At 69.1% G+C, this 21,001-nt stretch carries 19 protein-coding genes and 2 pseudogenes; 15 read left to right on the top strand and 6 right to left on the bottom strand.

The annotated features are described in order from the left end of the window. The first annotated feature begins 3 nt into the window (after positions 1-3). The 12 genes and pseudogenes from cysW to EV672_RS03765 all read left to right on the top strand — a co-directional run bounded on the left by cysW (position 4) and on the right by EV672_RS03765 (position 11,286). Entirely contained in the window at positions 4-888 is an 885-nt protein-coding gene (gene cysW, locus EV672_RS03820; protein ID WP_133606344.1) for a sulfate ABC transporter permease subunit CysW, read from the top strand. Positions 889-902: 14 nt separating this feature from the next. Beyond that, complete coding sequence (locus EV672_RS03815; RefSeq protein WP_133606342.1) at positions 903-2,015, top strand: sulfate/molybdate ABC transporter ATP-binding protein; 1,113 nt, start codon at positions 903-905, stop codon at positions 2,013-2,015. Next, positions 2,012-2,965, top strand: coding sequence for a CysB family HTH-type transcriptional regulator (locus EV672_RS03810; protein WP_133606340.1), 954 nt, complete (start codon positions 2,012-2,014; stop codon positions 2,963-2,965). The genes EV672_RS03815 and EV672_RS03810 overlap by 4 nt, the downstream gene beginning before the upstream one ends. A 243-nt stretch (positions 2,966-3,208) precedes the next feature. After that, the gene (locus tag EV672_RS03805; protein WP_133606338.1) at positions 3,209-4,528 is read left to right on the top strand and encodes a lipase family protein; all 1,320 of its coding nucleotides are present in this window, start codon (positions 3,209-3,211) and stop codon (positions 4,526-4,528) included. Positions 4,529-4,711: 183 nt separating this feature from the next. After that, positions 4,712-5,434 carry a molybdate ABC transporter substrate-binding protein gene (gene modA, locus EV672_RS03800; RefSeq protein ID WP_133606527.1) on the top strand — a complete coding sequence of 241 codons (723 nt, stop codon included), beginning with the start codon at positions 4,712-4,714 and terminating at the stop codon, positions 5,432-5,434. 21 nt (positions 5,435-5,455) lie between these two features. Continuing rightward, positions 5,456-6,160: a molybdate ABC transporter permease subunit gene (gene modB, locus EV672_RS03795; RefSeq protein WP_133606525.1), complete on the top strand. Its 705-nt coding sequence runs from the start codon at positions 5,456-5,458 to the stop codon at positions 6,158-6,160. Next, entirely contained in the window at positions 6,157-7,317 is a 1,161-nt protein-coding gene (gene modC, locus EV672_RS03790) for a molybdenum ABC transporter ATP-binding protein (protein WP_133606336.1), read from the top strand. The genes modB and modC overlap by 4 nt, the downstream gene beginning before the upstream one ends. A 176-nt stretch (positions 7,318-7,493) precedes the next feature. After that, positions 7,494-8,357, top strand: a complete 864-nt coding sequence (locus EV672_RS03785) for a transglutaminase-like domain-containing protein (RefSeq protein WP_133606334.1) — start codon at positions 7,494-7,496, stop codon at positions 8,355-8,357. A 473-nt stretch (positions 8,358-8,830) separates the two neighbouring features. Next, a pseudogene (locus tag EV672_RS18960) lies at positions 8,831-9,085 on the top strand (PAAR domain-containing protein); the annotation flags it as partial. A 319-nt stretch (positions 9,086-9,404) separates the two neighbouring features. Then, a complete protein-coding gene (locus EV672_RS03775; RefSeq protein ID WP_133606332.1) occupies positions 9,405-10,166 on the top strand; it encodes a hypothetical protein in 762 nt (253 codons plus the stop codon). Then, positions 10,163-10,591: a hypothetical protein gene (locus tag EV672_RS03770; protein ID WP_133606330.1), complete on the top strand. Its 429-nt coding sequence runs from the start codon at positions 10,163-10,165 to the stop codon at positions 10,589-10,591. Before EV672_RS03775 ends, EV672_RS03770 begins: the two co-directional genes overlap by 4 nt. Before the next feature lie 188 nt (positions 10,592-10,779). Then, entirely contained in the window at positions 10,780-11,286 is a 507-nt protein-coding gene (locus tag EV672_RS03765) for a hypothetical protein (protein WP_133606328.1), read from the top strand. A gap of 16 nt (positions 11,287-11,302) precedes the next feature. Here the strand turns inward: EV672_RS03765 and EV672_RS03760 are convergent, their stop codons facing one another. Further along, positions 11,303-11,968: a glutathione S-transferase N-terminal domain-containing protein gene (locus EV672_RS03760; RefSeq protein ID WP_133606326.1), complete on the bottom strand. Its 666-nt coding sequence runs from the start codon at positions 11,966-11,968 to the stop codon at positions 11,303-11,305. Then, a complete protein-coding gene (gene mnmH / locus EV672_RS03755) occupies positions 11,968-13,029 on the bottom strand; it encodes a tRNA 2-selenouridine(34) synthase MnmH (RefSeq protein ID WP_133606324.1) in 1,062 nt (353 codons plus the stop codon). Before mnmH ends, EV672_RS03760 begins: the two co-directional genes overlap by 1 nt. A gap of 63 nt (positions 13,030-13,092) precedes the next feature. On the opposite strand from mnmH, the gene selD reads away from it, so the two are divergent. Beyond that, entirely contained in the window at positions 13,093-14,136 is a 1,044-nt protein-coding gene (gene selD, locus EV672_RS03750) for a selenide, water dikinase SelD (protein ID WP_133606322.1), read from the top strand. Between the two features lie 28 nt (positions 14,137-14,164). Here selD and EV672_RS03745 read toward each other — a convergent pair whose 3' ends face one another. Genes EV672_RS03745 through EV672_RS03735 form a run of 3 tightly spaced genes read right to left on the bottom strand, consistent with a single transcriptional unit; the run spans position 14,165 to position 17,513 of the window. After that, positions 14,165-15,037, bottom strand: a complete 873-nt coding sequence (locus tag EV672_RS03745; protein WP_133606320.1) for a putative selenate ABC transporter substrate-binding protein — start codon at positions 15,035-15,037, stop codon at positions 14,165-14,167. Positions 15,038-15,049: 12 nt separating this feature from the next. Continuing rightward, positions 15,050-16,765 (bottom strand): PhnE/PtxC family ABC transporter permease, encoded by a 1,716-nt coding sequence (locus EV672_RS03740; protein ID WP_133606318.1) that lies wholly within the window; start codon positions 16,763-16,765, stop codon positions 15,050-15,052. Then, on the bottom strand, positions 16,740-17,513 hold the full coding sequence (locus EV672_RS03735; protein WP_133606316.1) for a phosphonate ABC transporter ATP-binding protein: 774 nt from the start codon (positions 17,511-17,513) through the stop codon (positions 16,740-16,742). Before EV672_RS03735 ends, EV672_RS03740 begins: the two co-directional genes overlap by 26 nt. A gap of 240 nt (positions 17,514-17,753) precedes the next feature. Between EV672_RS03735 and EV672_RS19350 the strand changes: the two are divergent. Further along, positions 17,754-18,755 (top strand): annotated as a pseudogene (locus tag EV672_RS19350) (FIST signal transduction protein); the annotation flags it as partial. Between the two features lie 12 nt (positions 18,756-18,767). Beyond that, positions 18,768-19,568: a methyl-accepting chemotaxis protein gene (locus EV672_RS19345; RefSeq protein ID WP_424923111.1), complete on the top strand. Its 801-nt coding sequence runs from the start codon at positions 18,768-18,770 to the stop codon at positions 19,566-19,568. A 15-nt stretch (positions 19,569-19,583) separates the two neighbouring features. Here EV672_RS19345 and EV672_RS03725 read toward each other — a convergent pair whose 3' ends face one another. Next, positions 19,584-20,999, bottom strand: a complete 1,416-nt coding sequence (locus tag EV672_RS03725) for an ATP-binding protein (RefSeq protein WP_133606314.1) — start codon at positions 20,997-20,999, stop codon at positions 19,584-19,586. Positions 21,000-21,001: the final 2 nt, after the last annotated feature.

Below are 21,001 nucleotides of genomic sequence, written 5' to 3'. Positions count from 1 at the left end.
AAGATGCAAGCTGTTTCTCCTTCGACCCCGCCCGATGTGGCTCGCGCCACCACCGAGCCTGCCTGGGTGCGCCGCCTCTTGATCGGCACCGCGCTGGCCTTCCTCTCGCTGTTCCTGTTCGTGCCGCTGGTGTCGGTGTTCGCCGAGGCCTTCAAGAAGGGCTGGGACGTCTATGTGGCGGCCATCACCGAGCCCGATGCGGTGTCCGCCATCTGGTTGACGTTGACGGCCGCCGTCATCGCCGTGCCGCTGAACCTGGTGTTCGGCGTGGCCGCGGCCTGGGCGATCGCCAAGTTCGACTTCCGCGGCAAGAGCGTGCTGCTGACCTTCATCGACCTGCCGTTCTCGGTCTCGCCCGTCATCGCCGGCCTGATCTATGTGCTGGTGTTCGGCCTGCAGGGCTGGTTCGGCGAGTGGCTGATGGCCAACGATCACAAGGTCATCTTCGCGGTGCCGGGCATCGTGCTGGCCACCATCTTTGTGACCTTCCCCTTCGTGGCGCGTGAGCTGATCCCGCTGATGCAGGCGCAGGGCCAGGAGCAGGAAGAAGCGGCGCGTGTGCTGGGCGCTTCCGGCTGGCAGACCTTCTGGAAGGTGACCTTGCCCAATGTGAAGTGGGGCCTGCTGTACGGCGTCATCCTGTGCAATGCGCGGGCCATGGGCGAGTTCGGCGCGGTCTCGGTGGTGTCGGGCCACATCCGCGGTCAAACCAACACGCTGCCCCTGCACATCGAGATCCTCTACAACGAGTACCAGTTCGCCGCGTCGTTTGCCGTCGCGTCCCTGCTGGCCAGCCTGGCGCTGGTCACCCTGGTCCTGAAATACATCGTCGAGCGCCGCGTGCAGCAAGAGCTGAAGCAGTCCTCGTCGTTGCACCCATCGCATTGAGCCGGAGAGGCTGTATGAGCATCGAAGTCAAGAACCTCGTCAAGCGTTTCGGTCAGACCACCGTGTGTGACCACCTCAACCTCAGCATCCCTTCAGGCCAGCTGGTCGCGCTGCTGGGCCCTTCGGGCTCGGGCAAGACCTCGCTGCTGCGCATCATCGCGGGCCTGGAAACGCCGGACAGCGGCGCCGTGTACTTCAACGGCGAAGACACCACCCACGTGGCCGTGCGCGAGCGCAATGTGGGCTTTGTGTTCCAGCACTACGCGCTGTTCGGCCACATGACCATCTTCGAGAACGTGGCCTTCGGCCTGCGCGTGCGCCCCAAGGACACGCGCCCTTCCGATGCGCAAATCAAGGCCAAGGTCACCGAGCTGCTCAAGCTGGTGCAGCTGGACTGGATCGCCGACCGCTACCCGCACCAGCTCTCCGGTGGCCAGCGACAGCGCATCGCCTTGGCGCGCGCTTTGGCGGTGGAGCCCAAGGTGCTGCTGCTCGACGAGCCCTTCGGTGCGCTGGACGCCAAGGTGCGCAAGGAGCTGCGCCGTTGGCTGCGCCGCCTGCACGACGAGATGCACATCACCAGCGTGTTCGTGACCCACGACCAGGAAGAGGCCATGGAAGTGGCCGACCGCATCGTGGTGATGAACCAGGGCCGCATCGAGCAGGAAGGCGCCCCGGACGAGGTCTATGACCACCCGGCCACGCCCTTCGTGCTCAAGTTCCTGGGCGACGTCAACCTCTTCCATGGCCGCGACCACGCACAGGGTCCGGTGGATGGCGCCCAGGCCGAGGGCGCAGGCGGCACGGTGGGCGACGCCGGCGTGAGCTATGTGCGTCCGCACGAGATCCAGGTGCTGGCCCGCGCCGAGGAGGGCTCGCTGGCAGCCACGCTGATCGACACGCTGACCGTGGGGCCCAACACGCGCCTGGCCTTCCTGCGCGGTGACGGTCAGGGCGAGATCGAGGTCGAGCTCAGCCGCGAGGAGTTCGCCGCGCTGCGCGACAGCGGCGTGCTGCGCACGGGTGAAGTGGCGCACCTGAAGCCGCGCCGCATCCGCCAGTTCACGGCCGAGGGCACGCCCGCCCCGGCACCCGCCAACGCGCCGGTGGCCGGAGGTGTCGCGTGAATTTCCAGCAACTGCGCTCGGTGCGCGAGGCCGCGCGCCGCGGCTACAACCTGACCGAGGTGGCCGCTGCCTTGCACACCTCGCAGCCCGGCGTGAGCCGCCAGATCCGCGAGCTGGAAGACGAGCTGGGCGTGGAGCTGTTCCAGCGCGCCGGCAAGCGACTCACCGGCATGACGCCCTCGGGGCAGCAGTTGCTGCCCGTGGTCGAGCGCCTGCTGCGCGAGGCCGAGAACCTGCGCCAGGCCGCCCGCGACTGCGCCTCGCACGACACCGGCCCGCTGTCGCTGGCCGCGACCCACTCGCAGGCCCGCTACGCCTTGCCCGGCGCGGTCAAGGATTTCCGCCACCGCTTCCCCAAGGTCACGCTCAGCCTGCACCAGGGCTCGCCGCGGCACGTGGCGCAGATGCTGATCGACGGTGAGGCCGACATCGGCATCGCCACCGAAGCGCTGGACCAGTACCCGCAGCTCGTCACCCTGCCTTGCTACACCTGGACGCACAGCGTCGTGGTGCCGCCCGACCACCCGCTGCTCGACGGCGAGCCGCTGACGCTGGCGCGCCTCTCCAAGTACCCGCTCATCACCTACGACGGCGGCTTCACCGGCCGCGCCCACATCGACGAGGCCTTCGCGCGCGAAGGGCTGCAGCCCAGCATCGTGCTGTCGGCCATGGACGCCGACGTGATCAAGACCTACGTCGAGCTGGGCCTGGGCGTGGGCGTGGTGGCCTCCATCGCCTTCGACCCCGACCGCGACCGCAACCTGCGCGCGCTCGACGCCGGTCACCTCTTTGCCATCAACATGACGCGCCTGGCCTTCCGCCGCGGCGCCTTCCTGCGCGGCTATGTGTACGGCTTCATCGAGACCTTCGCCGCGCCGCTGACGCGCGAGGTGGTGGCGCAGGCGATCTCGCGCGCCGAGTCGGACACCGCCCGGGCCGAGCCCGCGTGATCGCCAGATGATCGGGCGTTGACCCGGCCAGTTTGAGGATCATTTCACGATCACCCCGGGTTTCTCCGGGCGCAACTCAGGTCTGACCCCATGCGGTCAAACCCTGAACGTTGAGCGTTGTGGTCAATCCGTGGCCGTTCGGGCACATCCAGGTTCGCCGGGGCGCGGGGACACTCCATCGCAGACCGCCCCGAACTGCGACCCCCTCCGCGACCTCCTGTTGCGCAACCTGGAACCCACCCCATGCGATTCCGTCTGAGCCCATCGGCCCTCACCGTCCTCACCGCCCTCCTGCTGCCGGGCATGGCGAACGCCACCACGGCCACCACCCCGGCCGTGGACCCGTTCTACCAATACACGGACAGCACCCCGCTGGCCAGCATCGCGCCGGGCACGGTCCTCAAGAGCCGCACGATTTCGGTGTACATCGCCGGCATCAAGACCACGCTCAAGGCCACCCAGCTGGTCTATCGCTCGACCGACGCCCAGCAGCGGCCCACGGTCAACGTGACCACCGTGTTCGCGCCCGATTGCAGCAAGACCAGCTGCGCCAACAAGGGCAAGGTGATCTCGTACCAGTCGTTTTACGACTCGCTGAACCCGGAGGATGCGCCCTCGCGTGCCTACGCGGGCGGCAAGCGCCTGCCCGACCTGCTGCCGGCGGTCGAGACGGTGCTGTTCGGCACCTATGTGAAGAAGGGCTACACCGTCGTCATCTCCGACACCGAAGGTCAGAAGGCCAACTTCGCGGCCGGCCCGGAGTACGGCTACAACACGCTGGATTCGATCCGCGCCACCTTCAACGCCCCCCAGATCGGTCTGGCCCGTGACGCCAAGGTCGTGATGATGGGCTACTCCGGCGGCGCCATCGCCACCGAGTGGGCCGCCGAGCTGGCCCCGAGCTACGCCCCCGACCTCAAGCCCAACCTGATCGGCGCGGCCTTCGGCGGCACGCTGGTGAGCCCCGAGCACAACCTGACCTACGTCGAAGGCACGCCCATCTGGGGCGGTGTGCTGCCCATGGCGGTGATCGGTGTCTCGCGCGCCTATGACATCGACATCCAGAAGTACCTCACCCCGCGTGGCCAGGAGGTGTACGACAAGATGCAGAAGGCCTCGATCGCCTATGTGCTCGGCCAGTACAGCCGCGTGACCTGGAAGGACCTCGTCAAGCCCGAGTTCCAGGACCGCACCAAGATCCCCGAGTACGTGGCGGCGGTGAACAAGGTCATCATGGGCACGGGCGGCACGCCCGAGATCCCGCTGCAGATCGGGCAGGGCACTGGCGGCATCTTCGAGCTCACCAAGCCTTCGCCGCTGTGGGGCGCGGGCGACGGCGTGATGCTGGCAGGCGATGTCCGCACGCTGGCCCGCCAGTACTGCGCACAGGGCGTGCCCGTGCAGCACAAGGAATGGGGCACCAGCCACTTCCTGACCATGGTCAACTGGCTGCCTTGGGCCACCGCCTGGCTCGATGACCGCTTCGCCGGTAAGGTCGCGCCTCAGAACTGCAGCAGCATCGCACCGGGCAACGCCCTGACGCCGCTCGTGTACAAGCCCTGAGTTTCCTGAGTGAGCCTGGCGACCCTGCGTCGCCAACTCGGTGACAGTCCAGCCCGCTTCGGCGCGCTGGACTTTTTTGTGCGCTTTTTGTGCGCTATAAATCCGGCCATGACCCAGCTGTGCCCCTCGCCTTGCCGCGCACCGTCCCTGCGACTGTGGAGCGTGCTCGGACTCTTCACCCACATGGTCGCCTGCCATGTGGCCCATGCTGGAGAGGTGCAGGTGGCCGTGGCCGCCAACTTCGCGGCCCCCTTCCAGAAGATCGCGGCCGACTTTGCCGCCGCCACGGGCCACACCGCCGTGACGGTGGTGGGCGCCACGGGCAAGTTCCACGCGCAGGTCAAGGCCGGTGCGCCCTTCGAGGTGCTGCTGGCCGCCGACGACGAGACCCCCCGCAAGCTGATCGGTGAAGGCTTTGCGGTCAAGGGCAGCGCCTTCACCTACGCCATCGGCAAGCTGGTGTTGTGGAGCGCCCAGCCGGGCCTGGTCGATGCCCAGGGCGCGGTGCTCAAGAAGGGCGGCTTCGCCCACCTGGCCGTGGCCAACCCCAAGCTGGCGCCCTACGGTGCGGCGGCCATGGCGACGCTGCAGGCCTTGGGCCTGGCCGATGCGCTGGCGCCCAAGATCGTGCAAGGCGAGAACATCGCGCAGACCTTCCAGTTCGTGTCCACCGGCAACGCCGAACTGGGCTTTGTCGCGTTGTCTCAGGTGCTGCAGGTGCAGCAGCTGGGCAAGCCCGCCGTGGGGTCGCACTGGTTGGTGCCCGCGAAGCACCACACGCCCATCCGCCAGGATGCCGTCTTGCTGAGCAAGGGCGCGGGCAAGCCAGCCGCGCAAGCTTTGCTGGCCTACCTGCGTTCCGACGCGGCCAAGGCGGTGATCCAGTCCTTCGGCTACGGCTTTTGAGCGGGAGCGCGCGTGCCCTGGCTGCCTGCCGATGACCTGCTGGCCCTGAAGCTGACCGCCCAGCTCGCAGGCACGACCACGCTGCTGCTGCTGGTGCTGGGCACGCCCGTGGCGTGGTGGTTGGCCCGCACGCGCTCGCGCCTGAAGGGCGTGGTGGCCGCGGTGGTGGCCTTGCCGCTGGTGCTGCCGCCCACCGTGATCGGTTTTTACCTGCTGCTGCTGCTGGGCCCGCAAGGCCCGGTGGGCCAGGCCATGCAGGCGCTTGGGTTGGGGCTCTTGCCCTTCACCTTCTGGGGCCTGGTGGTGGCCTCGGTGCTGCACGCCATGCCCTTCGTCGTGCAGCCGCTGCACCAGGCCTTCGAGGCCATCGGTGCGCGCCCGCTGGAGGCGGCGGCCACGCTGCGCGCCTCGCCCTGGGACCGTTTCTTCACGGTGGCCCTGCCACTGGCACGACCCGGTTTCCTGACGGCGGCGGTGCTGGGCTTTGCGCACACGGTGGGCGAGTTCGGCGTGGTGCTGATGATCGGCGGCAACATCCCTGGCGCCACGCGCGTGCTGTCGGTGGCGCTGTACGGCCACGTCGAAGCGCAGGAGTTGGCCCACGCCCACTGGCTGGCCGGCGGCATGGTGGCCTTCGGCTTCGCGGTGATGCTGGCGCTGTACGTGCTGAATGGCCGAGCGCCAGGCGATGCACTGTCAGGCTCCCGGCGGAGGGCGCCTCTGTGAACGCCATCGAAGCCGACCTGTCCGTCCAGCACCCGGGCTTGGGCGGACAGCCGGGCTTCTCGCTCGACGTGGCGCTGCGCTTGCCAGGCCAGGGTGTGAGCGTGCTGCTGGGCCCCTCGGGCTGCGGCAAGACCACGGTGCTGCGCGCCTTGGCGGGCTTGGGCGATGCGGCGCAGCGGGCGCGAGGCCGGGTGCAGGTGGGCGGTGAGGTCTGGCAGGACGACGCCCGTGGCCTGTGGCGGCCGGTGCACCAGCGGCCCATCGGTGTGGTCTTCCAGGAAGCCAGCCTGTTCGAACACCTGACGGTGCAAGGCAACCTCGACTACGGCTGGCGCCGCGTGCCGCCCGCGCAGCGCCGCCTGCGCCACGACGACGTCATCCCGCTGCTGGGCATCGGCCACCTGTTGCAGCGGCGCCCGCAAGGCCTGTCGGGCGGAGAGCGCCAGCGCGTGGCCATCGCCCGTGCCTTGCTGACCAGCCCCGCGCTGCTGCTGATGGACGAGCCCCTGTCGGCGCTGGACGCCGCCCGCAAGGCCGAGGTGCTGCCCTGCCTGGAGCGCCTGGGCCAGACCGGCGTGCCCGTGGTCTATGTGACGCACGCGCTCGACGAGGCCGCGCGCCTGGCCGACCACCTCGTGGTGCTGCGCGACGGCCGCGTGCAAGCCGCCGGCCCGGCCGAGGCGCTGTGGACCCGCCTGGACACGCCCTTGAGCGCCAGCGACGACGCCGCGGCGGTGCTGTCGGCCGAGGTGGTCCGCCACGACGCTGCGCAAGGCCTCAGCCTCTTGCAGGTGGCGGGGCGGGCAAGCACAGGCGGTGCGGCTCTGCCGCTGTGGACGGGCCTGCACATGGGAGATGGCGGTGTGTCGGGCGCCACCGGCCAGCGCGTGCGGGTGCGCGTGCTGGCCCGCGACGTCAGCGTGAGCCTGAGCCACGCGAGCGACAGCAGCATCCTCAACATCCTGCCGGCCGTGGTGGCCGAGTTGCGCGACGACGCCCAGGGCAGCGTGATGCTGAGCCTGCAGCTGGGCACCGATGCCACGACGGCCCCCCGCCTGCTGGCCCGCATCACCCGCCGCTCGGCCGAGCACCTGGGCCTGCGCGTGGGCCAGGCCGTGTTCGCGCAGGTCAAGGGCGTGGCCTTGCTGCGCGGCTGAGGCCGGTGGGGCGTGGCCGGCCATCCTGCCGCCAGGGCTTCACCGCCAGCCTTGCCCTGCGGGCGCAATCAGACTAAAAGGAAGGTGGGCATGGCTCTTGCTCGTCCTGCCCAGTTCCTCACCCCCAGCCCGCCACCCCAGCCCACCATCCGCGTGTGGGCCCCTGAAAGCACCGTTTGGTCCGCATTGAACTGTCCATTGAGCTGCGCTACGACGTCGCTCCCCCGGGCGCCGATTTCGTCTTCAACATCCACGGTGCGCACACGCGTTGCCAGATCGTGCAGAGCGAAGAGCTCACGCTCAGCCAGCAGGTGCTGCCGCAGATCTACACCGATCCGGCCACGCACAACCGCTACCTGCGCCTGAGCGCCCAACCGGGCCCGCTGACGGTGGGCTACCACGCCGTCGTGCAACTGCACCACCACCTGGCCCGCCCGCAGGACGTGCACGAGGTGCCCGTGGCGCGCCTGCCGCCCGAGGCCCTGTCCTACATCTACCCCAGCCGCTACTGCCAGTCCGACGTGCTGGCGCGGCTGGTCATGGGCGAGTTCGCCCTCCTGCCGCAGGGCTACAGCCGCGTGCTGGCCATCCAGGACTGGGTGCGCCGCAACGTGCGCTTCGAGTCGAACACCTCGGACACCAGCACCTCGGCGCTGGACACCATCCAGAGCGGGCGCGGCGTGTGCCGGGATTTCGCCCACCTGATGATCGCGCTGTGCCGCGCACTCAGCATCCCGGCGCGCTTCGCCACCGGCATCGACTACGGCGCCGACCCCGTGCTCGGCCCGACCGACTTCCACGCCTACGTCGAGGTCTATCTCAGCGGCGGCTGGTACATCTTCGACCCCTCCGGCACGGCCATCCCGATGGGCTTCGTGCGCTTTGGCACCGGGCGCGACGCGGCCGACGTGTCCTTCGCCACCATCTTCGGGCCCGTGCAGTCGCAGGCGCCGCGCATCGCGGTGCACGCCCTGGCCGACCCGCTGCTGCGCTGGGAAGTGCCCTACCGCCGCGAGGAAGCGATCTCGACCGACGTCTGAGGCTCGGACGCGAAGCGGTGGGCCTGGCGCGCAAGGCGATGTGTGTTGCGCGCAAACCGTTTGCAGCGGTGCACCGCCGAGGCTGAGCGGCATGCCGCGGGGTTCGGGCGGTGCGTCGCCCACTTCGGGTCGCGCGCCGCTGGGAAAGCCTCGTGCGCAAGGCTCGGCAACTGCAGCGGCCGAGCCTTTGGGTGCCGCGCGCAAGCCAAAACCTGCGGCGCGCCAGCCGGATTCGGTGGCGCGCGACTGACGCGGTGTGGCGCGCAAGTGGGGGGAACTGCACGCGCCACGCGCATCCGCTTGCGCACCCCTCGCATCGGCTGGCGCGCGAGGCCACAAGGCCGGCGCCCGAGGCAAAACGCGCGGCACATGGCCCGCGCAGTCCGACGTCCGCAGCACATCGTTACCTTTGCCGAGCGCGATGGCGCACGGCCGCTGCCAGAATCCTCGGCAAACAAACTCAGGGGATCAGCATGCGGCCATTCATCGTGGTGGGCGACCCGACAGACCATGGCGGCGTCGTCATCGGGTCCACACAAACCACCGACACCTTCGGCAAGCGCCTGGCGCGCGTCGGCGACCAGGTCACCTGCCCGAAGAAGGGGCATGGCACCACCGTCATCGTCACTGGCGACCCGACCATGATCGTGGACGGCGCGCCCGTGGCCCGGCATGGCGACAAGTGCGCGTGCGGGGCGACGTTGATATCGGGTCAGGTGGTGTCGGGGGTCGGTGAGGGAGGGGGTGGGGGTGGGGGTGCTTCTGCATCTGGTGGCCTGGGTGGCTCAGCGCATGCCGTGCACCCATCGGTTTCCGCGGCAGCTCATGCGCTTGAAACCTATGACCAGCACTTCGTGTTGACCTGCTCGTTGACCAACATGCCGCTGGCGCACCAACCGTACCGACTTCGTGCAGGCAGCAAGGTCCATGAGGGTGTCACAGACGAGAGGGGGCGAACTGCACTGATTGCCACAGGTGGTTCAGCCGGTGACGTGACTTGCGAAATCTTGGGGGACGCACGCCATGGCTAACAGCTCAGCAGTCAAATTGATCACCACCGCATCTGGACGCTCGACCGTCAAGGCCGATACCAAGCCGGTGAGCGCAACGGGCAGCGAGCTGGAGCTGGCCATCAAGGCGTTGCAGGCCGAGGTTGCGGGTTTCGCTGAGTCCATGATCAAAGATCCAGCCGCCAGGGCCGATTACATCAAGCAGTCTCGTGCGGCCTGCGACGAGATCATCGCCAAGGTGAGATCAGGCGAGATCACGCCCCACGAGGGTGCCAAGACAGCGAACGAGATGCGCAACCAGATCATGGCTGCTGCCCGCACCAAGCTCAGCGATCTTGGGTCGTCCATCTCGACGGAAATGAAGAAGCACGGATTGCTTCTCGCTGATTTGCAGGAGAAGTACGCGGCGAGGCGCTTCGGGCGCGTGTTCTCTGCGCTCAGTCAGGCCGAAAAAGAGCTTGTTTGGATGGACATCGTCCATGCCGCTGGTGGGCCGCGTCAAAAGATGAACTCGGGCGCCAAATGGTTTGGACGGGTGGGGCGTGGCCTGTTGATTTTCACGTTCGCCATCGCCGTCTATAACGTGATCGAAGCAGAAGACAAGACCAGGCAAGTCACCAAAGAAGGCGTGACCTTGGGGGCGGGCGCTGTGGGCGGCATTGGCGCTGGCGCGGCTGTCGCGTTTGCGATGACAGGCCCACCCGGCTGGATTGTGGGCCTCAGCATGTTCGCAGGTGCCGCATTGCTTGGGGTAGGCTCGGCCGAAGTCTTTGATTATTTTTGGCCGGAGTCAAAGTGAGGCGCATCGATAAGTTTGCTTTTGAGCACCGGACGCCTGGGCGAGATCTGGATGCCACGAGCACTGCGTTGCTGGTGGATGGCAAGCCAGCCGGCATGGCCATTGAAGGTCTGCAGCTTGTGGATCAATTCGACACAGGGCGAGGCTACCTGCTGGTCACGGACTACAACGATCCATGGGAAGAGCAGACCGTTGTGACCTTGCTTGACGCTGAACTCAAGCAGGTGGCCAAGAAGCGCTTGGGCAAGTTCTTCGGCGTCTTTCCGTCGCGGACCTTTTCCGTCAAGACCATTGACATCGATGGCGAGGCCCTGATGCTTCAAGGTAGCAGCCCTGAGGAGGGGTGCTACCGAGTAGGGGTCACTGACGTGCGAAGACTTCTGGGCCCGAGAGTGCGCCTGAAAGCTTCGTGGAACCAAGGCTGAAGAGGGCATTGATGCTCACAGTGGCTTCGAGTTCACGCCGATGTCACCCAGTGCCGATGCCACGCTGCACTTCAACTTGTTGTTGCAGTACGAGGAGTGGATCCGCCTCGGCATGCCCGACAAACCGAGCTGGGCGGCGTTGGGCCGATGACGCGATGATTCAGGCTGGCGCTCGGGTCCTGGATGCCATGAGGGTGATTGCCACGCTGTTGGTCACCGTCATGACGGCCAGCGCGCATGCTGCGAAGCCTTCTGCTGAGGTGGTGGATGCTTGCCTTCAAGGCGAGTCTCGCGGCCACGCGATATGGACCGCCATCGCGACGGATGAAGTCGGCAGTGACGACGACTTCCGGGGTGGCCACAAGGCGACCCTCTTCAGGGCACACGGACGAGATGTGGGCTATGCCGAGAAGGATGGCCGAGATGGGTTGATCTGGGGACGCACCATCGTTCCGATCAAACGTGCAGGTCCGCTGAACCAGCCTCCTGAAACACCCAGCACCTTCACGCCGCTGCTGGCGGATTGGTCAACCATCCAACAAGGACCTCAACGGTTCCTGTGCGTGAATTTCAACTTTGATGGCCTGGGGCGCAGCGGCTCGTTTCAGAAGGTGCATGGCCTGTATCTGATGAGCCTTCCACAGCGCGGAAAATCCAAGCCCGCACTGTTTTACGGGGTCAGGCGCACCGAGTGATGCGCAGGTGATGGCATCAGACGCTGCGGCCAGGAAAATCCACCACCCGCTGCACCGGCAGCTTCGCCATGCAGGCCGCGAACAGCGGGCTGGCGAGCCAGCCGGCCAGCCAGGCTTGCAGCGCGGGCAGGGCCTGGGCAGCGAACCAGGCTGGGTCCACCGCAGCGAACTGGCGCACGAAGGGGAAGAGGGCCAGGTCGGTGGCGCAGGGGGTGGCGCCGCCGAAATGGGCCTGGGCCTGGGCCTGCAGCCAGCGCTCCAGCGGCAGCAGGCAGGTGTGCAGGGCTTCGGTGCAGGCGGCGGCGTCGCCCTCTGCGGTGAAACGCTCGGGGTATTTGTGGCGATCGAGCAGGCGCTTGAACGCGCCATCGTTGCGCTCCACCAGCGCGAGGTTCTCGGGCGTTTGCGCGCGCGCCCACCAGCCGTCTTCGTCTGGGCCAGGGGCGTGGCCACCTTCACCGCACCAGGCCCAACGCATGATGTCCCAGCTTTGCTCAAGCACCTCACCGCCCGGCAGCACCAGCACCGGCACCGTGCCTTTGGGGCTGAGGGCCAGCAGCTCGGCGGGCTTGTCGCGCAGCACGATCTCGCAGGCGCGAAAGCGGCGCCCGGCCTGCAGCAGCGCCATGCGCGCCCGCATCGCGTAGGGGCAGCGGCGGTAGGTGTAGAGCAGCGGGGGCATCACGCCGGCGGCAAGGCCAGCACCTGCCGCGCCAGTTCGGCGATGCCGGCTTCGCCCAGGTCGGCCGTGTGCACGGCGCGGCGCGTGTCCCAGTGGAAGAGGTGGGCGGCCTGCGAGCGGGCGTAGGAGGGGTCGTAGTGCAGGCGCATCAGCTCTTCGAACAGCAGGGGCAGCTGGCCCGCGCGCGCCCAGGCTTGCCAGCGCGTCAGCGTCTCGCGGCTGTGCAACTCGTGCAGGTGCGCCAGCGTGCCGGCCAGGGCCTCGCCGTCGTTGCCGAGGTAGGCGTAGTCGTCCAGCAGGAAGGCCAGGCGGGCTTCTGGCGTGGCCACGACCTCGGTGCAGGGGCTGGCGCGCAGGCGGGCGATCAGGGGCGTGGGCAGGGCGATGCGGCCGATCTTGCGGCTCTCGGCCTCGACGTACACCGGGCGGCCCAGGTCGAAGCCTTCGATGGCCGCGGCCAGGTCCGTCTCGAAGCCCTTTTGCGAGGGCTGGGGCTGGCCGGGCAGGGCGCCCAGCAGCGAGCCCTTGTGGCGCGCCAGGCCTTCGAGGTCCAGCACCTGCGCGCCTTCTTTCGCCAGGGCGTGCAGCAGGCGCGTCTTGGCGCTGCCGGTCGCACCGCAGATGACGTGGAAGGGCAGTTGCGGGCAGAGGTCTTCCAGCGTGGCGATGACGTGTTGGCGCCAGCGCTTGTAGCCGCCGGTCAGCTGTTGCGCATCCCAGCCGACCAGGCGCAGCCAGGTGGTCATGGAGCCGCTGCGCAGGCCGCCGCGCCAGCAGTAGATCAGCGGCTTCCAGTTGTGCGGCTTGTCGCTGAAGTGCTGGTCGATGTGGCGCGCGAGGTTGGCCGCGACCATGGCCGCACCGACGCGGCGGGCCTCGAAAGCGCCTTGCTGCTTGTAGATGGTGCCGACGATGCGGCGCTCCTCGTCGTCGAGCACGGGGCAGTTGATGGCGCCGGGGATGTGGTCGAGCGCGAATTCGGACGGCGAGCGCGCGTCGATCAGCACGTCGAAGCGGTGGCGGTCCTGCACGAGGGTGGGGGCGGGGGCGCGGGGGCTCATGCCGTGCTTCCTGTGTGCCGTGCAGGCACGGCTGGCACAATCGACGCAAACTTCGCTTGACCCATGACTTCCATTGCCCTGACCCAGTTCTCACACGGTGGCGGCTGCGGCTGCAAGATCGCGCCCGGCCTGTTGAGCGAGATTCTGTCACGCGTCGCGCCCCAGGGCCTGGTCCCGCCGGAGCTGATGGTCGGCCTGGAGACCAGCGACGACGCCGCCGTCTATCGCCTCAACGAGATGCAGGCCCTGGTGGCCACGACCGATTTCTTCACGCCCATCGTGGACGACCCGCGCGATTTCGGTCGCATCGCCGCGACCAATGCGCTGTCGGACATCTACGCCATGGGCGGCACCCCGATCCTGGCGCTGGCCCTGGTCGGCATGCCCATCGCGAAGCTGCCGCCCGAGGTGATCGGCCAGGTGCTGGCGGGTGGGGCGGAGGTCTGCCGCGCGGCCGGCATCCCCATCGCGGGCGGCCATTCCATCGACCTGCTGGAGCCCATCTACGGCTTGGTGGCGCTGGGCCTGGTCCACCCCGACCGCGTGCACCGCAATGCCGATGGCCGTGCGGGCGATGTGCTGGTGCTGGGCAAGCCGCTGGGCGTGGGCATCCTGTCGGCGGCGCTGAAAAAAGGCGTGCTCGATGCCGCGGGCTACGCCGAGATGCTGCGCCACACCACGCGCCTGAACACCGTGGGCATGGCCTTGGGCGCGCTGCCCGGCGTGCACGCCATGACCGACGTGACGGGTTTTGGCCTGGCCGGCCACCTGCTGGAAATCTGCCGGGGCTCGGGCCTGGGCGCGCACGTGGCGCTGGCCGATGTGCCGGTGATCGACGTGGCCGCGGCCTTCGCGCAGCAGGGCATCGTCACCGGGGCCTCGGGGCGCAACTGGGCGGCCTACGGGGCGTCGGTGGCCTTGCCGTCAGGCGCCCAGCCTTGGCAGCAAGCGATGGTGTCCGACCCCCAGACCAGCGGTGGCCTGCTGGTGAGCTGCGCCCCCGAGTCGGTCGGCGCCGTGCTGGCGGCCTTCCACGCAGACGGCTTCGCCGAAGCCGCGGTGGTGGGCACGCTGCAGGCCGGTGCCGCCGAGATCACCTTCGTGTGATGACCTCGGTGTGATCAAGCCGGGCTGATCACTTCAGCAGGCCGGTCGAGCGGCCGACCTGTTCGATGACGAGGAAGTCTTCGGGCTTGGCCACGACGAACTTCTTGGCGCCTTGCAGGTCGAGCACGGCCTTGTCCTCGGGCTTGGTCGCGTCCAGGCTCAGGAAGGCGTTGGCGAACTTCTGCACGGTGGCGGGCGGCAGGTCCTTGCGGGCCGTCCAGACGTAGTCCACGAAGGGCGGCGTGGTCCAGATCACCTTGACCTTGGCCTTGTCCACCTTGTCGCCGTTGAGCAGGCGGTTCCAGACCTCGATGTTCAGCGCACCGGCCTGCACCTTGCCGGACTCGACCATCTTCACCGTGGCGTCGTGGGCGCCGCTGTAGATCGGGGCGCCGGCGAAGTCCTTGTCGGCATCGATGTGGAACTGCGTGCTCAGGAAGTGGCGCGGGAACAGGTGGCCCGAGGTCGAGCTTTTCGAGCCGAAGGCGAAGCTCTTGCCGCGCAGCTCTTCGGGCTTGGCGATGCCCGCGGCGGTGTTGGCGATGAACACGCTTTGGAACTCGCGGTCGATGTCGCGCATGACCACGGGCTTGGCACCGGCCAGCACCTTGGCCTGCACGTGGGTGAAGCCGCCCAGCCAGGCGAAATCGACCTTGCCCGCGGCCAGTGCCGAGACGGCCGCGCCGTAGTCGATCACGGGCACATAGACCACCTTCACGCCCAGCTGCTTTTGCAGCATCTCCACCATGGGCTGGTACTTGCGCGACAGCTCGGTGGGGTTCTCGTCGGGGATGCCGGAGACGCGGATGAGGTCTTCGGCGTGGGCCGGGGTGGCCGCCAGGGTCGCGAAGGTGAAGGCGGTGGCGGCCAGCGTGAGCAGGCGTGACAGGGTGTGGCGCATGGGGTGGGTCTCTCAGGTGAAAGCGTTGGGGTGGGAGGGGGTGGCGGGGAGGGCGGTGGCTGCAGTGTGCACGCTCTGGACATGCCGCCCCTTGAGCAGGCGCCCGCGCAGGTGGTCGCCGACGGCATCGACCAGGGCCACCACGGACACCATGGTGAGCAGCAACCATGACAGGTCGCGCGTGTGGAAGAGGCTGATGGCGGTGTTGAGCGCGTCGCCGATGCCGCCCGCGCCGACGAAGCCCACCATCACGGTGGCGCGCACATTGCATTCGAAGCGGTAGAGCGTGAAGGCGGCCAGGCGGGCCTGGATCTGCGGCAGCACGCCGAACAGGTAGGTGCCCAGCGCGCTGGCGCCCTGCGTCTGCAAGGCCGCGGCCTGGCCGGGTTCGGCCTCTTCCATCACGTCGCAGTACAGCCGCCCCAGCACGCCCATGTTGTGCACGGCGATGGCCAGGATGCCGGCCAGCGGCCCGCCCCCGACCCAGACCACGAAGACCAGGGCCAGCGTCAGCTCGGGCATGGCCCGCGTGAGCTGCAGCACGGCGCGGCTGGCCCATTTGGCGGCCTGGCGCAGCAGCCGCGACAGCAGCGGGCGGCGCGGCGGGTCGCTGAGGTAGCTGGCCGTCAGCAGGGGCGTCACGGTCAGCGGGGCCAGCACGAAGGCGAGCAGCGCCGACAGCACGGTGGCGGCCCAGGCCATCATCAGCGTGTCGCCGGTCTGGCCCAGCACGGTGGTGACGAAGGGCACATCGGGCCGCAGGTCGGCCAGGCTCAGCAAGGACAGGCCAGGCGCTTGCCACAGGTCGGCCCAGGGGATGTCGAGGCGCAGCAGGGCCCACACCGCGCCGAGTGCCGCCAGGCCCAACGTCCAGCGCAGCGGGCGTTGGCGCAGCTGCAGGCTGAGCAGCTCCAGCACGACGACGAAGGCCAGCACGGCCAGCAGGGTCGTGGCCAGCTTGTCGTACTGGAAGTAACGGATGCTCAGGGCGATCTCGCTGCCCAGGCCGCCCGCGCCCACCACGCCCAGGATGGTGCCGTTGCGGATGTTGCACTCCAGGCGGAACAGGGCGTAGGCCACCCAGGGCCGGCGCACCTGCGGCAGCACGGCGAAGGCCAGCACGCCTGCGCGCGAGGCACCGCTGGCGCGCAGGGCCTGCACGCCGCGCGGCTCGACCGCCTCGGCCAGCTCGGCCCAGACCTTGCCGATGCCGCCGCCCGAGGTCAGCGCGATGGCCAGCACCGCGGCGCCCGGGCCCAGGCCGAGCAGGCGCACGAAGATGTAGGCCCAGACGATTTCGGGGATGGCGCGCAGCAGGCCCAGCGTGAAGCGCGCGGCCCAGCGCAGCGTGCTGGCGGCCAGGCGCCACAGCACCGGCGGCTGGCGCGGCGGGTCGGGCAGGGTGGGCACGGCGGTGGCCAGCCAGGCCAGGCCGAAGCCGATCACCACCGCCAGCACGGTGCCCAGCAGGCCGATCAGCAGGCTCTCGACCGACAGGGCCAGCACGCGGTGCAGGAAGTCGGCCGAGAGGTCGGGGTGCAGCAGGCCGCCCAGGATGTCGCGGGCATTGGCCACGCCGGCGGGGTCGAACAGCTTGCCCAGCTCGGCGCCGCTCAGGCGCAGGCAGACCTCGCAGGACAGCAGCACCAGCAGCGTCCACAGCCAGGGCGCGCAGCGCGAGCCGACCGACGGGCGGCGCAGCTCAGAGGCGCTCGTCGCTGCCGGCATAGAGCTGCTCCAGTTGCGCCGGCGTGACTTGCGCGGGCGGCAGGTCGAACAGCAGCTGGCCGTCGCGCAGGCCGATGACGCGGGTGCAGTCGCGCCGCACGATGTCGAACCAGTGCGTGCAGAACACCAGCGTCATCTGGCGGGCCAGGGCCGCGTCGATGATGAGCTGGGTGACGGCGCGCGCGGTGTGGGGGTCGAGCGAGGCGGTGGGCTCGTCGGCCAGCAGGATGTCGGGTTCGGAGATCAGCGCCCGCGCGATCGCCACACGCTGCATTTGCCCGCCGCTGAGCTCGCCGGCCAGCGCCCATTGCTGATCGGCCAGGCCCAGGGGCTGCAGCACGCGCTGCACGCGCTCGCGCGCCACGGGCCACAGCGCGGCCCACAGCACCCGCGGCCAGGACCAGCCGGACAGCAGCCCCGAGACGACGTTGCGGTGCACCGTGGACTGGGCCACCAGCAGGCTGTGCTGCTCGACCACGCGGCAGCGCGCGCGGAAGGCCTGCAGTTCGCGCCAGCTGAAATCGCCCATGGACCGGCCCTGCACCTCGATGCGGCCTTGGCTGGGGCGCAGGGCGCCGGCCATCAGCTTGATGAGGGTGGACTTGCCGCCGCCGCTGGGGCCGATCAGGGCCACGCGCTCGCCGGCTTGCAGGCTGAGATCGATGTGCTGCAGCACGGGGCGGCCCGACCAGGCGCGACCGATGTCGTGCAGGCGCAGCATCGGGGCGGTCGGGGGGAGGGTGTGCAAGGTGGCGGGCGTGGGAGAGGAGGTCAGGGATTCTACGGTGCGGGGGGTGGTTCAAGTCCGTTCAATGCCGGCCGATAAGTGCAGAGGCACGGTTGTGGCGTGCTTCATCCTGAGCCGGAGATCTCCAACGTGTTGCCATCCTTCCTCAAGTCCAGCGCACCCGTCAGTGGCACCTTCGATTGCCAGAACCCGCCGACGTCCTTGCGCAAGCTCGGCGTGCGGGGCGGGCGCGGCCTGCTGATGGTGTTCGTGCCGCCGGGTGCGAATTTCGAGCGCGTCAACACGGCTTGGCAGGCCCTGGCCGGCGACGGCCTGACCGTGCTGGTCTTGTCTTCGACCGGGGCCCTGTGCAGCAGCAAGGCGTCCTCCACCTACTGCGATCCCGACAGCCAGCAAGGCAGCTGGCTGTGGTTGCCCGGATCGCTGATCGGGCGGCACGAGTTGCACACCGTGGACCTCCACCTGAAGTCGGCCAGCACGGCCAAAGCCCGCGTGGCCGCGATCCGCACCGAACTCGACCGCTTGCCCTTGGGCATGCCGCTGTCCGCCGAGCGCAGTTTCGCGCTGGTCTATTGCGATGGCGTGTCGGCGTCCGAAGGTTTCCTGATGCAGGCCTGGTACGCCAGCGGGCGCTTCCCCTGCCTGGCCATCGGTGGCTCTGCGGGCGGCTCGCTCGACATGGTCCAGACCCACATCGGCACCCGGCGCGGCGTGCTACAGCACCAGGCCGTGGTCATCTTCTGCGAGATGGCGCCGGGCAAGTCCTTCGCGCCGTTCAAGAGCCAGAATTTCGAGGCCACGAACCAGAGCTGGCTGGTGGCCGAGGCCGACCCGGTGGCCCGCACCGTGAGCTCGGTGTTCGACGCGCAGCACCGGCCGCGTCCGGTGATCGAGGCGCTCTGCGAGCACTTCCGCTGCCAGCCTGCCCAACTGCCCGATCGGCTCAACGGCTACACCTTTGGCGTGCAGGTGGAGAAGGAGCACTTCATCCGCTCGGTGGCCAGCATCCAGGCCGACCGCATCACCTTCTTCTGCGACCTGGAGTTCGGCGACCGCCTGCACCTCATGCGCGCCAGCAGCTTCATCGACAGCACCGAGCGCGACTGGCAGCAGTTCCTGTCCAACAAGCCCAAGCCCCTGGGCCTGCTGCTCAACGACTGCGTGCTGCGCCGCGTGAACAACGCCAACGAGCTGGGCCAGGCGCGCTTCTTCCGCGACCTGCCGGCGGCGGGCTTCTCCAGCTTCGGCGAGGTCATGGGCGTGCCGATCAACCAGACCCTCTCGGCCCTGGTCTTCTTCGACCGGGACGCCAAAGCCATGGGCAACTTCCCCGTCACCTACGCGGGCTACGCGGCCCACTACGCCTTGCGCTCCCTGCACCGCTGGGAGGCCATGCACGCCATCCAGTCGGGCATGATCTCGCGCATCGTCACCTACCAGCAGGGCATCGAGCCGCTGTTGCAGGCCCTGCCCAAGCTGGAGCAGGCCACCAGCACGCAATCGCAGGCGCTGGACATCGCCGAGACCAGCATCCGCACGCTCAGTGGTGCGGCCACGCAAACCCAGGGCGCACAGCAGAACCTGGGCCAGGAGCTCAGCGAGCTGGAGCGCATCTCCAACGGCATCACCCAGATCACGTCGGGCATCGGGCGCATCGCCGACCAGACCAACCTGCTGGCGCTGAACGCCGCGGTGGAAGCCGCGCGTGCCGGCGAGGCAGGGCGTGGCTTCTCGGTGGTGGCCGACGAGGTGCGGCGCCTGGCGCAGTCGTCCAAATCGCAGGCCGATGCCACGCGCAAGGACATCTCGGATGCGGTGGATGCCATCGCGCGCATCCGTGGCGTGGCCAGCCAGACGGTGACCACCACCCAGGGCATGGCGCAGCAGAGCATCGAGGCGGCCGAGCGCATCGCCACCATGAGCGCGCAGACCAGCGAGGACCGGCGCAACATCTCCGATTGCCTGGCCAACCTCAAGGACCTGGCCAAGAGCGTGGACGCCATGCACGAGAGCATCGACCAGATCACGCTGCTGGGGCGCTTGGCGGCGGCCTGACAGCGTTGTTCAGTTTCAGCGGCTGTCCTGCTGGCCCAGGCTCTGTGCCTGGCCCAGCGCCAGCCGCGCGCGCAAGCCGCCTTCGGGCCGGTTGGCCAGCGTCAGCTCGCCACCCAGCGCCAGGCTGAGTTGCTGCGCGATGGCCAGGCCCAGGCCGGTGCCGCCGCTGTGGCGGTGGTCGCGGTTGCGCGAGGCGTCCACGCGGTGGAAGGGCTGCAGCACAGCGAGCAGATCGGCTTCGGGGATGCCCGGGCCGGCGTCGTCCACGGTGATGTGGATGCGCTGGGCCGTGCCCGGACCCGTGCTCAGCGTCACGGTCACCGGGCGGCTCTCGCCGTACTTCAAGGCGTTGTCCAGCAGGTTGCCCACCACGCGGCGCAGCGCCTGCACGCGGGTGTGCAGGGGCGGCAGGTCGGGGGCGTCGGTGTGCAGGCGCACGTCGTGGCCGGCGTCTTGCGCATCGCAGACCAGGGCGTCGAGCAGGGCCGGCAAGTCCACCGCGCACGGTGCTTCCTGGTGGGCGTGGGTGCTGCGGGCGTAGGCCAGGCCTTCGGCCACCAGCGCGCTCATGCCATCGAGGTCGGCCAGCAGGCGCGTGCGCAGCTCGGCATCGGCCACCTGCTCGGTGCGCAGGCGCATGCGGGTCAGGGGCGTTTGCAGGTCGTGGGAGATGGCGGCCAGCAGCTGGGTGCGTTCCTGCACATGGGCCTGCACCCGCGTTTGCAAGGCTTGCAGGGCGCGCGTGGCCTGGGCCACTTCGGTGGGCAGGGTGGGCAGGGTGCGGGGCGGGCCGGCGGTGTTCACCCGCTCGGGGCCATCGGGCTGGATGTCTTCGGCGGTGTGCGCCAGGTGCTGCAGCGGGCGCACGGCCACGCGCACCACGCCCCAGGCCGCGGCGATCAGGGCCAGCATCTGCGCCAGCAACAGCCCCACCGTGGTGGCCGAGACCATGGGCCGCGGCGGCGTGAGTTGCAGCAGCAGGGTGTGGCCGTCTCGCAGCTTCAGGGGCAAGGTCAGTTGGGCGGGGCTGGTGCCTGCGGCCTCCGAGATGGGGCCCACGCGCTGGGGCCCAAGCTCGGCGGCCACGGCCTGGCGCACGGGCTCGGCCAGAGGGTGGCGCACCGGGGTGTTGGCGGGGCGCGTGCTCGCACCTGAACCGGTGTCGTCCAGCAACTGGTAGCGGTAGTTGGCGCGGGCCAGGCGGGGCAGCCAGGCGGCGCGCTCAGGCGCGGGCAGGTGGTCCAGCACGGCCACTGACGCGGCCACGTCGCGGCCCACGTAGGCCTGCATCATGGCCAGGCCTTGCTCGCCCCGTTCGCGCAACAGGATGAGCAGGGTCAGCGCGTGGGCCAGGGCCAGGCCGCCGCAGACCACCAGCAGCACGCGGCCCAACAAGGTGCTTGGCATCAAGGCGCGTGGCCACAGCGTCATGG

Source organism: Aquabacterium commune (assembly GCF_004362855.1).
Lineage (GTDB): Bacteria > Pseudomonadota > Gammaproteobacteria > Burkholderiales > Burkholderiaceae_C > Aquabacterium > Aquabacterium commune.
Note: the sequence above shows the minus strand (reverse complement) of the source record. Positions and strands in the feature narration are given on the sequence as shown.